A 16,733-nucleotide genomic window follows, 5' to 3' on the forward strand; every position below is an offset into this window, starting at 1 on the left:
TAATTACCTCCTTTAAACTGTAAGTAAATATGTTACATTTATTATGATACTATTAATATTCAAGAGTGATAATCGAGGATGACTTGAGTTCACTATTTCAGCTTCTAATTCTAAGGAGAGATAAATGCTTCAAATGAAAAAAGAGTTAACTTTTTTAAATGAGTTAAACGTACTTTATGTAGAAGATAATAAATTTATTCAAGAAGAGTTAGAGTTTTTTTTATCAGGAAAAGTAAAAAAACTATTTATTGCTTCAAATGGAGAAGAGGGTTTAGAAACCTTTAAAAATAATCAAATAGATTTAATCATAACTGATATTCAAATGCCAAAAATGAATGGTCTAGAAATGAGTTATGCTATTAGAGAGATAGATAAAGAAGCAAAAATTATTATCACAACAGCATTTAATGACACAGAATACTTAATGGAAGCAATTAAACTAAATCTTGGTAATTATATAACTAAACCCCTTGATTTGAACTATTTAATTAAGATAATGATTGAGAGTGCTAAAAATATTCTTTTAGAAAAAGAGAATAAGCAAATATTAAATACCTTTGAACAATATAGAAGTATTGTAGATGAAAGGTCAATTGTTTCAAAAACTGATATAAATGGAATAATTACATATGTAAATAAACCTTTTGAAGAGATATCAGGTTATAAAATTGAAGAACTTTTAGGAAGGTCTCATAATATAATTCGCCATGAAGATACTCCAAGCGAAGTTTTTGAAGAAATGTGGAGTACAATTCTAGATAAAAAAGTTTGGCAAGGAAAAATAAAGAATAAAAAGAAAAATGGTGATTATTATATTGTAGATACTATTATCAAGCCAATTTTAAATATTGATGGAAAGATTAAAGAATTTATTGCTTTAAGAAATGATATTACTGAATTAGAAATGTCAAAAGAGTATTTTAAAAATAGAAATGAAAAGTTTACTACAAATTTAAAAGACTCAATAAGAGTAGCAAAAACTTATAAAGATATAGTTGATAAATCTAATATGATTATTCGAATTGATTTAGATAGGAATATAAGTTTTGTAAATGAGGCTTTTTGTAAAGTAAGTGGATACGCTAAAGATGAATTAATAGGTAAGCCATACTCTATTTTAAGAGATAGAAGCATTTCAAAAGAAGAGTATGAAAAAGATATTAACTTTATGTTTGAAGCAATGGCTGAAAAAAAGGTTTTAAAAAAGAAGATCATTAACCAAGCAAAAGATGGTTCAATCTTTTATTGTAAAGCAATTTTATATCCTCTTTTAGACAGAAATGGAGAAGTTTATGAATATATGGGTGTAAGACATGATATTACAGATATTGAAAAACTTCATAAAGAGTTAGAAGATACACAACGTGAGTTAATCTATAGATTAGGTGAGGTTGGAGAAACAAGAAGCAAAGAGACAGGTAATCATGTAAAAAGGGTAGCAAACTACTCAAAAATACTTGCACGTAAATATGGCTTATCAAAAGAAGAAGAGAGTTGTCTATTTGCCGCTTCTCCAATGCATGATATTGGAAAAGTAGGAATTCCTGATGAAATTCTAAATAAATCTGGAAAACTAGATGAAAATGAATGGGAAATTATGAAAACCCATGCTGAAATAGGTTATGAAATCTTGAAAAATTCAACTAGATCTATTTTAAAAGCAGCAGCAGTTGTATCATATACTCACCATGAAAAATGGGATGGCTCTGGTTATCCTCAAGGTTTAAAGGGTGAAGATATTCATATCTATGGAAGAATAACAGCAATTGCAGATGTATTTGATGCTTTAGGAAGCGATAGAGTTTATAAGAAAGCCTGGCCTTTAGCAAAGATATTAGATTTTTTTAAAGAGCAAAGTGGGAAACATTTTGACCCAACTTTATTAAAAATGTTTTTTGATAATTTAGATGATTTTTTAAAGGTTAGGGATAAATACAAGGATAATTTTGAAAGTTAAACAATGAAAAATTTAAGTATTAAAATCAAGCTAATACTTATCTTTGTATTTATAAAGATAATACCTCTATTATTACTTTCGTATTTAGCTTATGCTGGGGTAATGCAAATTGATAAGTATATAAAAAATAGTACAGACTATCTTTTTAAAGAGAGTGAAAATATTATCAATCAAACTGCAAAATTATCAATTGATGATAGTGTTAAATATTTGGATAAAAAGTCACAGCTATCTTTAGAAAGGTTATCTCAACAAATAGCAAATAATGTAGCCCAGTTTTTATATCAAAGGGATGAAGATTTACTTTTTTTATCTAAAATGGATATAAATCAAAAACTTTTAAATAAGTTTTATAACTCAAAAGAGAAAGATATTATTTTACATAAAGAGTATATTTATGATAAAAATACTAATAAATGGATACCAAAAAATACTCCTGTAGAAGAAAAAATAGATATAACAAGAACAATCTTAGATGAAAACAAAAGAGAGTTTAACTTTACAGAACCAAAAAAGTTAATAAAAAAGAAAATACCTTTATATAAAGAGATAACTTATTTCAATTTAAAGGGAGAAGAGCTTTACAAAATCTCTTCTATTGATGAAACTTTAAAGGATATTTCAAAAAAGAGAAACACCTATATCAAAGCAGAAAACTATTTTGATAAGCTTAAGAAGCTAAAAAAAGATGAAATTTATGTTTCTAATGTAATTGGAGAATATATTGGTTCTAAAGTTATTGGTGAATACACAAAAGTTAAAACAGATAGATTAAACTTAGAGTTTGACCCTAAAAATTCTGCTTATGCTGGAAAAGAAAATCCAGTAGGTAAAAAATTTGAGGGAATTATCAGATTTGTTACTCCAGTATTTAAAAATAATAGAAAAGTTGGCTTTGTATCTTTAGCTTTAGACCATAAGCATATTATGCAGTTTACCGATACTATTAATCCTGCTGGTAAAAATTTAAATGAAGATATTATTGATGCAGGTTCAGGGAACTATGCATTTATGTGGGATAACAAAGGAAAAAATATTTCCCATGTAAGAGACTATTTTATCTCTGGATATGATAAAAATACAGGTGAAGAAGCTATGCCTTGGATAAGTCAAAGTTTAGCTTTAAGATATAAAAATTCTGGTTTGAAAATAAATGAGTTTTTAGAAAACTATCCTATTTTTCATGAACAATCATTAGATAAAAAACCAAATTTAGAGCAAGTATTAAAAGATGGAAACTTAGGACTTGATTGTAGATATTTAAACTTTGCTCCACAGTGTCATGGTTGGATGGAAGTAACTAAAAATGGCGGTTATGGTTCATTTATTATTTATTGGAGTAATGTTTGGAAACTAACAACCGCTGCAACTATTCCTTATTATACAGGACAATATGCTAACTCAAAAAGAGGTTTTGGTTTTGTAACCATTGGTGCAAATGTTGATGAGTTCCATGCTGCTGCTAATGAAACTAAAAAGAGTGTAACAAAAATCTTAAATCAGCAAAAAGAGAGTATGAAAGAGGTTGTAAATCAAAATGGTTTTGAAATCCATAAATTTATTTTGATGTTAATAAATGAACTTTCAATAGTTACTATAATTATGGTTTTAATAGTTATTCTGATTGCTTTATGGTTATCTTCATATATTAGTAAAAAAATAGAGAGACTTCTTATTGGAACAAATAAGTTTGCAAAAAATGAGTTAGACTATAGAATTGAAATTACAACAAATGATGAAATAGGAAAACTTGAAAAATCATTTAATAATATGGCATCAAAAATTCAAGAGCAGATTCAAAAAGAGAAAATCTTAAATGCTAATTTAGAAAAAAGAGTAGAAAAAGAGGTTCTAAAACAAAGAAAACAAGAAGAACTTTTAATTCAACAATCAAAAAATGCTGCAATGGGAGAGATGATTTCAAATATTGCTCATCAATGGAGACAACCTTTAAATGCACTTTCTTTAGTAATTCAAAATATAAAATTCTCTTTTTATAGTGGGAATTTAAATGAAAAGAATATAGAAAAGTCAGTAAATAAAGCAACTATGCTAACAAATAATATGTCTAAAACAATAGATGATTTTAGAGACTTTTTTAAACCCAATAAAATTAAAGTTGAGTTCTCTTTAGAAAAAAGTATTCAAAAGGTTATTACTTTAGTAGAAGCAAGTTTTAGTAGTAGTGATATTAATATAATAAAAGATTTCCCAGACTATAGAATAAATATTTATGGTTATGAAAATGAACTTTCTCAAGCACTTTTAAATATTGTTAACAATGCAAAAGATGCTTTAATAGAAAATAGTATTAAAGATAGTTTTATAAAAATAGCTTTCTTTGAAGAAAACTCTTTAATCGTGATTGAAATCATAGATAATGCAGAAGGAATAAAACAGAAGAATCAAGCTAAGATTTTTGAACCATATTTTACTACAAAAGAAGAGGGTAAAGGAACAGGAATAGGACTTTATATGACTAAGACTATTATTGAAAAGAATATGGAAGGAAAACTTTATTTAAAAGAGAGTTCTAAAGAGGGAACAACATTTAGAATTGAGTTTAAAAAAGCCTAGTCTTATATACAAAGTAATTATTAAAATATAAGATGATAATATCATATTAAAATTTTAGGGAAAAAAGATGTTAAATAGTTTTATAGCAAAAGAAGGGCAAACAAAAGTTTTATATTTATTTATAGCCTTTTTTATATTTTTAGTTTTAGATTGTGAGTTTTTTACATTTATCTTTTTTGTATTAACTCTTGGTTTTGCATATATTTATAGAAATAAAAAGCTACAAAAAGATTATGATATCTCAGATATCTTATCACCTGTTTCTGGTAGAATTTCATCTATAGATAAAACTGCTACAAAAACTTTAGTTTATATTGATGTTTCTTTATGTGATAATCATATTTTAAGAGCGCCTAAAAATGGTAACTTTGTAGTTGAACATAAAAAGGGTCTACATACACTTCTTGACTCTTTAAAAGCAAAAAAACTTAATGAAAAAGCTACTTTAACTTACTCAGATATGAAAGTAGAATTAACTTCTTCTTTGTATGGAACAGATATTAATCTTAACTCAACAGAAGCACTTATGGGTGATAAGTTAGGAGTATTCTTACATGGACAAGTAGTAGTAGAAATCGACCAGTCAAAAGAACTATTAATATCTCTTGATAAAAAAGTAGAAGCTGGTAAAACAGTTATAGCAAGGGCAAAATAGCCCTTGACAAAAAAATAATAAAAGATTATAATATCCATAATTTTAAAGGAGAGTAAATGAAAATATTTGATTTTTATAAAAACCATTTCATAAAAAGTGTTAACACTCTTCTGCTTCTTAAAAACTTCCTCTAATATATAACATATTACAAAATAATAATCCCACGTTTTAGTTTTTCTTTTTTAAATAAAAAAAGATATAATATTGTACATTTTTAAAGGTTACACACTATGGATAAGAATAAAATTATAGTTTTTGATACTACATTAAGAGATGGAGAACAATCTCCTGGTTGTTCAATGAACACAGAAGAGAAAATCAAAGTTGCATTACAGTTAGAAAAGTTAGGTGTAGATGTAATTGAAGCAGGTTTTGCTGCAGCAAGTCCAGGGGACTTTGATGCAGTTTCTAGAATTGCAGAGCAAGTTGTTAACTCTTCAATCTGTTCTTTAAGTAGAGCAGTTGAAAACGATATCAAACAAGCTGGTTTAGCAGTACAAAGAGCTCCTTTACATAGAATTCACACATTTATTGCTACTTCACCAATTCATATGAAATATAAGTTAAAAATGAGTGAAGAAGAAGTTATTAAAAGAGCAGTTCATGCTGTAGAGTATGCAAAAACATTTGTTGATGATGTTGAGTTTTCATTAGAAGATGCAGGAAGATCTGAAATCCCATTTATGAAAGAAGTTATGGATGCAGTAATTGCTGCTGGTGCTTCAACTATTAACTTACCAGATACAGTTGGATATAGATTACCAACAGAATTAGGTGCGATGGTTAAAGAGTTATCTGATTTCGCAGGTGATAGAGCAAGAATCTCAGTTCATAACCACAATGACTTAGGATTAGCAACAGCAAATACTTTAGCAGCAGTACAAAATGGTGCTAGACAAATTGAAGTTACAATCAATGGTTTAGGTGAAAGAGCAGGGAATTCAGCGTTAGAAGAAGCTGTAATGGCTATTAAAACTAGAAAAGATGCCTTTGGTGATTTATATACAGGAATTAATACTCCTGAAATCTATGCTACATCAAGGTTAGTTGCAACTATTACAGGTGTTGAACCGCAACAAAACAAATCAATTGTTGGTAAAAATGCCTTTGCTCACGAAAGTGGTATTCACCAAGATGGTGTATTAAAACACCAAGAAACATATGAAATTATGAGACCTGAAGATGTAGGTGTTATTAAAGATTCTACATTAATCTTAGGAAAACATTCAGGACGTGCAGCATTTAGAGATAAAATCAATCAGTTAGGATTTGATAAAGTAAGTGATGAAGAGTTAAACTCTGCATTTGAAAAATTCAAAATATTAGCTGATAAGAAAAAAGATGTTACTGATGATGATGTAAGAATGTTAATTACAGATGAGTCATTAAACCAAGACAAAACTTTTGAATTAGTTGGATTACAGATTTCAGACTGTTCAAATGGTGTTCCAACAGCAGCAGTTTCTATTAAACACAATGATGAGGTATTAACTGATGCAAATATTGGAAATGGAACAATGGATGCAATCTTTAAAACAATAGATAGACTTACAGGATACAATGGAGAGTTACAAAGCTATAATGTAACTTCTGTAACAGAAGGTAAAGATGCATTAGCAAAAGTTACTACAAGAGTAGTTTTTGATGAAAACTCACCATCATTTGTAGGACATGGATTAAGTGTTGATACAATGCTTGCAACAGCAAATGCATATGTAAGTGCATTAAACTCTTACCTTTCTCAAAAACAAAGATTATCTAAAAATAATACTCACCAAGTATAATTCTTAAAACAAGGTAGCCAAGGGCTATCTTGTAACTTAACTCTTCCTAAACTTTTAAAAAAAGAAGTTTTAAAATTACTTTTTTCAGCAAAAAATTTGAATAATCATATTAAAATAAATACTAAAGGTTATATTAAATTTATGTGAAAGAGAGAGTGTATGACACAATTGAGCTTCTTTTTAAAGCTGTTGAAAGAGTCGTTTAGGGATTTAGTTCCTATTATTGTTGTAATTTTATTTTTCCAACTTGCAATTATTCAAGCTGTTCCTGAAGGATGGGTTAGTACTGCAATTGGTTTAGGTATTGTTGGTATTGGTTTAGCAATTTTCTTACAAGGTTTGGAAATTGGTATTTTCCCCGTTGGAGAAGGTTTAGCTAGAGACTTTGCAAAACATGGAACTATGCTGTGGGTTCTATTTTTTGCTTTTCTAATTGGTTTTGGTACAACAATTGCCGAACCAGCCTTAGCTGTTATTGCTGATAAAGCTGCTTCTATTTCAAGTGGACGTATAGATGCTACTATTCTTAGACTTGTAGTTGCGGGGTCTGTTGGTTTTGCTATTTTTTTAGGTGTATTTAGAATCTACAAGGGACACCCAATTCATTATTATATAATCGTTGGGTATATTTTAGTTGTATCTGTAACTTTCTTTGCTCCAAAAGAGATTATTGGTTTAGCCTATGACTTAGGTGGAGTTACAACTTCTACTGTTACAGTTCCTTTAGTTGCTGCACTTGGAATTGGACTTGCTACTACAATCAAAGGAAGAAACCCTGTTATTGATGGTTTTGGACTTATTGCTTTTGCATCTTTAACGCCAATGATTTTTGTACAGGTTTATGGTATTGCTGTTTATAACTTAGTCGATGTATCTGAAGTTGTTAATGTAACTAAAGTTGCCGTTGAAGCAAAAGTATCTACTGCTGCTACAATTAGTTTTGATAGTTTATTAACTGGTATTTTCAATGTTGTAAAAGATGTTGCTCCTATTTTATTAATTATTCTATTCTTCCAATATGCTGTATTAAAGAAAAGAATTGATAATTTAAAAACTGTACTACTTGGATTTGTACTTGTTATTTTAGGTCTTGATGCCTTTATTGTTGGTCTTGAAATGGGGTTATTTACTCTTGGTGAGACTATGGCTTATCAACTTACAAAATCTGATTCTGTGATGATGATTTATGCATTTGCTTTTGCAATTGGTTTTTCTACAACAATGGCAGAACCTGCACTTATGGCAATTGCGAAAAAAGCAAAAGATATCTCAGATGGTAAAATAAATGACTTTGCATTAAGAGTTTTTGTTGCCTTTGGTGTTGCTGTTGGTATTGCTTTAGGTGCATTTAGAATTGTAGATGGTGGACATATTCACTACTATATTATCTTTGGATATATCTTAGTTATTATTTTAACTTCTATTGCTCCAAAGTATATTATTCCTATAGCTTATGACTCTGGTGGGGTTACAACTTCAACTGTAACAGTACCTCTTGTTGCTGCACTTGGTATTGGACTTGCAACTAATATAGAAGGAAGAAGTCCACTTATTGATGGTTTTGGACTTATTGCTTTTGCTTCACTTTTCCCAATGATTACAGTTATGCTTTATGGTATTATTATTGAAAAACTTGGTGTTAAATCTGATACTGAAATTGAAGCTGCAAATATCTTAAAAGATGCTCTAATTGATGCAGAAAATATGGATTTAGCAACTGTAAATATTGATGGAAGTGATAGAAGACACTCTTTACCAATGGATTTCTCAGCAGTTGTTATTATTGTTCCAAAAGATAAAAAAATTGATGCAATTCAAGCTGCAAATAAAGCAGGAGCACCAGGTGTTACTGTATTAAGAGCGGATGGAATTGGTCTTGGACAAATTGATAACTACTATAGAACATCATTTGAAGCAAATGATGCGTTATTACTATTCTTATTACCTCAAAGTTTAGTAAATCCAGTTATTAAATCTATTATTCATTCCTTACATATTACAACAACAGGAAAAGGTATTGCTTTTGCATTCCCATTAACACATATGAAAGGGATTAGTTTAAGTAGACATGATATTTTTGTAAATAGAAAAGACCATAAAAATCCTGAAAATGATGTAGAAAAACTAATCAAAGAGGAAGAAGAAAAAGTTTTAGAAAAAATTCATGAGCATAAAAAAATAGCAAATGAAGAATCTAAATAGTTTAGAAGAGATTAAAAGTATTATAAGTACACAAGACGCTGTACTTATATACTTCTCAGGAGAAAACTGTTCTGTATGTACTGCACTAAAACCTAAAATAGAACAACAAGTTAATCTGCACTTACCTAAAATCAAAATTTATGAAGTAAAAGCTGATATCTATAAAGAGATAGCAAGCAATTTTTCGGTATTTTCTATACCAACTATCTTGGTATTTTTTGATTCAAAAGAGTTTAAGAGAGAAGGACGAAATATCTCTGTTTTAAACTTCATAGAGGAGTTAAAAAGACCATACAATTTATTTATGGAATAAGAAGAATGAAAAGAACACTTTTAATATTTTTATTAGTATTTATTGCAATGCAGTTTATACAAACTGAAAAAGTAAATAGTGAAACGAACCCAGAGTTAGAAATGAAAACTCCCCCTGAGATAACAACTATTTTTAAATCTGCTTGTTATGACTGCCATACAAACTCTACAACTTGGCCTTGGTACTCTTATGTTGCTCCTTTTTCTTGGATAATTGATTCTCATGTTACAAATGGAAGAAAAGCATTAAACTTCTCAATTTGGGAAACATATAGTGAAGAGAAAAAAGAAGAAAAAATGAAAGCTATCTTTAGAACAGCATATGCTTCTATGCCACTAGCTTCATATATAAAAGCGCATGATGATGCAAATTTAACAAGAGAGCAAAGAACACTTATTAGAGAATGGACTGGAGTGAAAAAATAGTTTGAGAGAAGAAGTTCAAGCCTTATTAGACGAGAAGAAAACTCTACTTACAATTACGTATTTTAAACTTCAACAACTTTTTGAAAAGAAGTATGGAGAAAATACTGTAGTACTTATGGAAATAGGTACTTTCTTTGAAGTTTATGAAGTTAATAATGATGAAGAACAAATAGGAAAAGCTAAAGAGATAGCAGAACTATTAAATATTCAATTAACTAGAAAAAATAAATCTATTTTAGAAAACTCTCAAGAAAACCCAATCATGGCAGGTGTTCCTGCTATATCACTAGAAAAACATCTTGCTAGAATTATTGCTGAACAAAAATACACAGTAGTAATTATAAGACAAAAAGGTGTTCCTCCAAAAGTAAGCAGATACCTTGATACAGTAGTAAGCCCTGGTACAAACTTTGATTTTGTAATTGACCAAGATGAAAACAATATCACTTCACTTGTGGTTGACCAGATAAAAGGTATCTATCTTGTGGGTTATTCAGCTATTGATGTAACTACAGGAAAGTGTTACTACAATGAAGTACATGGTACTAGTGAAGATAAGTTTTATGCTTTAGATGAAGTATTTAACTATATGAATATGCACCGTACAAATGAAGTTGTTGTAACTTTTGCAGATAAAAATATAAATCAAAAAGAAGTAATTGATTATCTTGAGTTAAAACTAAAGACTTTTCATATTGGAACATTTATTCCAAAGATTAATTATCAAAATGAACTATTTAAAAATGTATTTGATGTGGAATCACTACTTACAGCAATTGAGCATCTTGATATGGAAAGAGTTCCTCTTAGTTCTCAAAGTTTAGCAATACTTATTGATTTTGTTATAGGGCATGATTCAAATATTGTTCAAAAGCTTTCTCTTCCAATTAAACTTGATGTTTCAAAATATATTTACTTAGGAAACAATGCTTTAGAGCAATTAAATATTATAGAGACTTCTCATAATCCAAGTTTGATAAAACTTATAAACAATACTTCAACAGCAATGGGAAAAAGACTTTTAAAAGAGAGACTAACTCATCCTGTAAAAGATAGTAAAGAACTATTAAGAAGGTTTGCCCTTTCAAAAGAGTTATTTGATTACCATGGACCTATTGAAAATGAATTAGCAAATATCTATGATATAGAAAGACTTACAAGAAGAATAAAACTTGCAAGGCTTCATCCTTTTGAATTAAACTATTTATATGATTCACTTCTTAGTATAAAAGAAGTAGTAGCTTTTATGGAGAACTATAAGTTCATAACTCCACCTTGTAGCTTAGCACAACTTCAGATGTTTATAGACTCTATTGAATCAACTTTTGATTTAGCTATTTCTGGAAAGTATATGCTTAAAGATGTTGAGTCAAATATGGTTTGTGATGGAATAAACCATGAAATAGATGAATTAAACAGACAAAATGAAGTATTATATTCAAAATTAGAATTGATAAAAGACCATATCTTAAATTTATTAAATGCAAAAGACTCAAACTTTGTAAGTATCAATAGACTTGATAAGGAAGGTTTCTTTTTAGGCTTAACAAAAAATAGATATAACTTAGTAAAAGAAGAGTTGTTAAACTCACATATTATCATTGATGATGATTTACTTCTTTTTAAAGACTTTAATTATAAAGTGCAAACTACTTCTGTAAAAATCTCTTGCAAACTTACAGATGAAATCTCAGATAAGTATGTACATAATCTAAGAAAAATCATTGAGCTAAATAAACTTGTATTTAAAGAAAAACTAAATGAGTTTGAAAAGAAGTTTGCAACACTACTTGAAGAGTTAGTTCAGTTTATTGCTGAGGTTGATTTGACAGTTTCAAATATCAAAACAGCAAAAAAATATAACTATGTTTGCCCAAAGATAGTAAAAACAAAAGATGATGAAAACTTCTTAGAGCTTATTGATTTAAGACATCCTATTATTGAAGCCAATGAAGAGCAGGGGATTTATGTACCAAATGATATTATCTTAGGGGAGTTATCCCTTGCTAAAGATGAGTTCAAAGATAATGTGATAATCAAAAACTCAAACCCTGTGAATATGTTTGATAATAAAATGCATGGTATTTTACTTTATGGAATAAACTCTTCTGGTAAATCTTCACTTATGAAATCAATTGGTATTGCTGTTATTTTAGCTCAAGCAGGTTTTTATGTACCTGCAAAATCAATGAGATTTTCAATTTTTGATTCAGTATTTACAAGAATTAGTGGAGCTGATAATATAGCTAAAGGACTTTCTTCTTTTGCAGTTGAAATGCTTGAACTTAAAAATATTTTCAATCGTGCTTCAAAAAGATCATTAATCTTAGGAGATGAAATCTCTCATAGTACAGAGACAATGAGTGGTTTATCTATTGTTGCAAGTGCTATTTTAAAGTTAGCAAAACTAGAATCAATCTTTGTTTTTGCAACACATTTACATCAATTACCAGAGATAAAAGAGATAGAAAAGCTTAAAAATATAATTTCGCTTCACTTATCTGTAATGTATCAAGATGAAGAAGATAAACTAATCTTTGATAGAAAACTAAAACATGGAAGTGGTTCTTCTATGTATGGTTTAGAGTATGCAAAATCACTTCATATGGATAGAGAGTTCTTAAGCGTTGCAAATGATATTAGAAAGCGATTAACGGACGATTATGATAAGGTTGAAAGACTTACTCAAAAGAAGACTTCAAAATACAACAAAGATGTTTTTGCTTCATCTTGTGTTATTTGTGGAAGAGCTTGTGATGATGTACACCATATCAAAGAACAAGCAAGAGCAAATAAAGATGGCTTCATAGGTCATGTAAATCAAAATCATAAATATAATCTAATACCTTTATGTAAACTACATCATAAAATGGTACATGAAGGAAAAGTAAATATAAATGGTTTTGTAGCTACAAGTAAAGGTTTGGAGCTTCATTATACTATGACAGAAGAACAAGAGTAAAGTTTAAAACTTTACTCTTATATCCAGTAGTTTGGATAAACTCTTTTTTTATGTAAATTATTATAAAAAACTCCAACTAGAATTACTATAATAGCCCCTAAAGCTGTTGGTAAAAATAGAAACTCCCAAGATGAACCCATAATAAATACAATAACAGGATTAGAACCAGCTGGCGGGTGAACAGTTCTTGTTAATAGCATCACTGCAATAGCAGAAGCTAAAGCAAGAGCTAAACTCCACCAATAATCACCAACAAGATGTAAAAAGAATAATCCCATAAATGTAGATATCACATGCCCAAAAAAGATATTTCTTGGTTGTGAAAAGGGACTATCACTAAATCCAAATAGTAAAACACAAGTTGCTCCAAATGAACCCATAATAAAGATATTTTCATAACTATCAGTAAGATAGGCAACAATCGATATTGCAATAAATGCACCAATAAAAGCAAAGGCAACTTCAATAGCTTTTACTTTTGGTGGAAGTTCTGCTTTATTTCCTTTTATTTTTTTTATGTAACTCATAATTTCTCCTTAATCAAACAAACGATTGTTTGGTAAAATAAACAAAAAAAATTAAACCTTAGATAATAGGTTTTTTCCTACTTCTAAAAGTTTAATTTTGTCATTTGTAAGGTTAAACATAATAATTGCACCTTGTAAAGTACAAATATATTCATATGCTAACTTTTCAGACTCTTTTTTAAAATACTTCTCTTCAAGTACTTTAGCAATACACTCTTCCCAAGTTTTAAAATACTCAACAATGATAGCTTTATACTCTTCATTTTGACTAGAAACTTCAGTTGCTAAATTTGCTAATAAACAACCTCCCGTACTATTTAAAAAGTATTCATCTGTCTTTTTAACTATCTTTTCTAACTTTTCTTTTGTTGAAAGTGTTTCATCTTTTATTGAAAAAATATTTTTATCAAAGTATTCACTTATATATTTAAGTGCTTCAAGTCCTATCTCATCTTTATTCTTAAAATGATGATAGATACTTCCTTTTATTAATCCACATTCATCTGCAATATTTGCCATAGAAGTATGACTAAAGCCTTGTGTTTTAAAAAGGTTTATTGCTTTGTTTAATATCTCTTCTTTAGATGTTTTTTTTATTGCCATATTTTTCCCAAACGATGGTTTGATAAAATTGTATCACTTTTTTATTTCAATGTCAAATTAATCTTCTTGAACTTCAGGTAATTGTTTTGCTAAATAAATAGCCAATACCCCTACAAGAGATAATACAAGGATTATTCCACCAAGTCCTATAAAAGAACTAAGTGTTCCAATTAGACCACTTAAAAGTAAGATAAAGCCTATTAAAGTATTACTTACAGCAACGTAGTCTGTTCTTTTATTTCCCTCTGCTAAATCAGTAATATAAGTTTTTCTACCTATTCTAATACCTTGATATCCAATACTTAAAATAAAATAGATAATAGGCATAATCCAAATGATAGAGAATAACTCTTTATAAAAAAAGTCTATGAAAACTACTATAAAACCAACTGTTGTTGCAATAGTTGCTCCAATAATCATAACTTTTTTACTAGAAACATCAGAAAATTTACCCCAAAAGTTTGCAGATAATAAATCAGCTAAACCACTTGAAAGAATAAAAAGACCTAAAAGGTAAGCATTTGCATCACTATTTTGTTGAGCAATAATTACAAAAAAAGGTGCAGATAAAACAGAACAAAGAAACAAAGCTCTTGTAATAACAAATAGTCTAAAAGGTTTGTCTGTTTTTAAAATACTAAGTTTAGAAATAGCTACAGTAAAAGCATTTCCTCCACCATCAGTCTCTCCTGGATACTCCTTTATTTGACCATAAGTAATAGAAGCTAATATCCAAAAGAATCCTGCAAGTGAAAGTAAAACCCCAAAGTTTTGTGCTGAAAATGGTTTTTCACCATTTAATAAAAAGTAAACTCCAAGTACTACAACAAGCAAACCTGCAAGCATAGCAGATAGACCATTCAGTGCTCCACGTCTTGTTTTAGGAATAGTCTTTCCTACTACATCTTTTGCCGCAACAGAGCATAAACCCCTTGCTAAACTCATAGCAATAAGTAAAGCAATGATTGCAAGTCCAGCATTTAAGCCTTCCATATTCCAAGCAACTAGGGCTATCCCAAACATACATAAGGCTTGTAGAAAAGTTCCTAAAGACCAAACCCACTTTCTAATGGGAAGTTTTCTAACATATGCTGCTATAAATAGTTGCGGAAGTAAGGAACCTGATTCTTTTATTGGAACTAAAAAACTAATAAGAAATAATGGAACATTTAAACTCTCCATTATCCAAGGTAAGACAACTTTTGCATTTGCAACTGCATCTGCAAGTTTATTAAAAAAATAAGAGATAATAGTAAGAAGGAAGTTGCCAGGAACTACCTTGCAAGCTTTTTCATCAATAGCTTTGCAAACTCTGGCATCTTCTTCATTTACAAGTTTATTGTAAATATTATCAGGATTGATTTTCTTTAAAGGCATTTTTATCCTTTTTTATAAGGCTTTAAATCCTTCTTCTAAGTCAAGTGTACCTTCATAGAATGCTTTTCCTACGATTACACCTGCGATGTTTCCATTTGCTTTACAGTTTGTGATATCATTGATATCTTTTACTCCACCAGAAGCAATAGTATCAACACCAGATGCAAGTGCAATTGATTCTGTAAACTCTACATTTACACCACAAAGCATTCCATCTTTAGAGATATCAGTACAAATAATTGCTTCAACACCTGCATTTGCAAACTCTTTGGCTAAATCAGTTGCTTTCATAGTTGATACTTCTGCCCAACCTTCAACTGCAACCATTCCATTCATAGCATCAATTCCAACGGCGATTGGATATTTTGAAGCCATATCTTTTACAAACTGTGGATCTTTTACAGCAATTGAACCTAAGATTAGTCTATCAATTCCAAGTTCAACATACATTTTGATTGTTTCTTCATCTCTGATTCCACCACCAACTTCGATTTTTAGATTACAGTTTTCTTTGATTTTTTTGATTTGTTCTAAGTTTGCTGGTTCTCCTGCAAATGCACCATTTAAATCAACAACGTGAACCCACTTACTTCCTAATTCTTCAAATCTTTTTGCAACTTGCCAAGGCTCATCTGAATAGATTTTTGCACTATCCATAAGTCCTTTACTAAGTCTTACAGCTTTTCCATCTTTAAGATCAATTGCTGGTAAAATATCCATTTCTTTTCCCTATTATTTAATATTCATAAAATTTTTAAGTATTTTTAATCCATTATCGTGTGATTTTTCTGGATGTGGTTGAAAACCATAGATGTTCTCTTTATGTACAGCACTTACAAAATCATATCCATACTCTGTAGTTCCAATTACATTTTTAGAATCCGTAACTGCATGGTATGAGTGTACAAAATAAAGGTAAGGATTTGTTAATCCTTCAAATAGTGTGTGTTCATTTGAAGTTTTAATTACATTCCAACCCATGTGAGGAACTTTTGTATCTTCGTGCATTTTTGATTTATCAAATTTTACAACTTTTCCATCTACTAAACCTAAACCTTCATGTGCTCCAAACTCTTCTGAGCTTTCAAAAAGAAGTTGCATACCAAGGCAAATACCAATCATTGGTTTTCCACTTTTAGCAAATTCATAAATTGCTTCTTTCATTCCAGTTTGATTAAGATGTTCCATTGCATCACCAAAAGCGCCAACTCCTGGTAAAATGATTCTATCAAAGTTTTTTAATTCATTTGGGTCTTTTACAAAAGAAGCTTTAGCATCAATTAGATGACATGCATTGTAAACTGAAGCAAGATTTCCCATATTGTAGTCAATGATTCCAACCAAAATTATA

At 29.3% G+C, this 16,733-nt stretch carries 13 protein-coding genes; 8 read left to right on the forward strand and 5 right to left on the reverse strand.

Annotated elements, in window-relative coordinates; translation table 11 throughout:
* Positions 1-124: 124 nt before the first annotated feature.
* The 8 genes from CRV02_RS11350 (at position 125) to CRV02_RS11385 (ending at position 12,875) form a co-directional block, all read left to right on the forward strand.
* Positions 125-1,957: a PAS domain S-box protein gene (locus CRV02_RS11350; protein WP_129090424.1), complete on the forward strand. Its 1,833-nt coding sequence runs from the start codon at positions 125-127 to the stop codon at positions 1,955-1,957.
* 3 nt (positions 1,958-1,960) lie between these two features.
* Entirely contained in the window at positions 1,961-4,534 is a 2,574-nt protein-coding gene (locus tag CRV02_RS11355; RefSeq protein WP_129090425.1) for a HAMP domain-containing sensor histidine kinase, read from the forward strand.
* 67 nt (positions 4,535-4,601) lie between these two features.
* Entirely contained in the window at positions 4,602-5,189 is a 588-nt protein-coding gene (locus CRV02_RS11360) for a phosphatidylserine decarboxylase (RefSeq protein ID WP_129090426.1), read from the forward strand.
* Between the two features lie 230 nt (positions 5,190-5,419).
* A complete protein-coding gene (locus CRV02_RS11365) occupies positions 5,420-6,973 on the forward strand; it encodes a 2-isopropylmalate synthase (RefSeq protein ID WP_129090427.1) in 1,554 nt (517 codons plus the stop codon).
* A 159-nt stretch (positions 6,974-7,132) separates the two neighbouring features.
* The gene (locus CRV02_RS11370; protein ID WP_129090428.1) at positions 7,133-9,175 is read left to right on the forward strand and encodes a DUF1538 domain-containing protein; all 2,043 of its coding nucleotides are present in this window, start codon (positions 7,133-7,135) and stop codon (positions 9,173-9,175) included.
* Positions 9,159-9,488 carry a co-chaperone YbbN gene (locus CRV02_RS11375; RefSeq protein WP_129090429.1) on the forward strand — a complete coding sequence of 110 codons (330 nt, stop codon included), beginning with the start codon at positions 9,159-9,161 and terminating at the stop codon, positions 9,486-9,488. Before CRV02_RS11370 ends, CRV02_RS11375 begins: the two co-directional genes overlap by 17 nt.
* 5 nt (positions 9,489-9,493) lie before the next feature.
* Positions 9,494-9,913, forward strand: a complete 420-nt coding sequence (locus CRV02_RS11380) for a heme-binding domain-containing protein (protein WP_129090430.1) — start codon at positions 9,494-9,496, stop codon at positions 9,911-9,913.
* Position 9,914: 1 nt separating this feature from the next.
* A complete protein-coding gene (locus CRV02_RS11385) occupies positions 9,915-12,875 on the forward strand; it encodes a DNA mismatch repair protein (RefSeq protein ID WP_129090431.1) in 2,961 nt (986 codons plus the stop codon).
* A 17-nt stretch (positions 12,876-12,892) separates the two neighbouring features.
* On the opposite strand, the gene CRV02_RS11390 is transcribed toward CRV02_RS11385, so the two are convergent.
* Genes CRV02_RS11390 through hisH form a run of 5 tightly spaced genes read right to left on the reverse strand, consistent with a single transcriptional unit; the run spans position 12,893 to position 16,726 of the window.
* The gene (locus tag CRV02_RS11390; RefSeq protein ID WP_129090432.1) at positions 12,893-13,402 is read right to left on the reverse strand and encodes an HPP family protein; all 510 of its coding nucleotides are present in this window, start codon (positions 13,400-13,402) and stop codon (positions 12,893-12,895) included.
* Positions 13,403-13,453: 51 nt separating this feature from the next.
* Positions 13,454-14,005 carry a TetR/AcrR family transcriptional regulator gene (locus tag CRV02_RS11395; RefSeq protein ID WP_129085391.1) on the reverse strand — a complete coding sequence of 184 codons (552 nt, stop codon included), beginning with the start codon at positions 14,003-14,005 and terminating at the stop codon, positions 13,454-13,456.
* A gap of 57 nt (positions 14,006-14,062) precedes the next feature.
* Positions 14,063-15,382: an MFS transporter gene (locus tag CRV02_RS11400; protein ID WP_129090433.1), complete on the reverse strand. Its 1,320-nt coding sequence runs from the start codon at positions 15,380-15,382 to the stop codon at positions 14,063-14,065.
* A gap of 12 nt (positions 15,383-15,394) precedes the next feature.
* Positions 15,395-16,102, reverse strand: coding sequence for a 1-(5-phosphoribosyl)-5-[(5-phosphoribosylamino)methylideneamino]imidazole-4-carboxamide isomerase (hisA, locus tag CRV02_RS11405; RefSeq protein WP_129090434.1), 708 nt, complete (start codon positions 16,100-16,102; stop codon positions 15,395-15,397).
* A 12-nt stretch (positions 16,103-16,114) separates the two neighbouring features.
* Complete coding sequence (hisH, locus tag CRV02_RS11410; RefSeq protein WP_129085394.1) at positions 16,115-16,726, reverse strand: imidazole glycerol phosphate synthase subunit HisH; 612 nt, start codon at positions 16,724-16,726, stop codon at positions 16,115-16,117.
* Between the last annotated feature and the right edge of the window lie 7 nt (positions 16,727-16,733).

This window comes from Arcobacter sp. CECT 8989 (assembly GCF_004116715.1).
Classification (GTDB): domain Bacteria; phylum Campylobacterota; class Campylobacteria; order Campylobacterales; family Arcobacteraceae; genus Halarcobacter.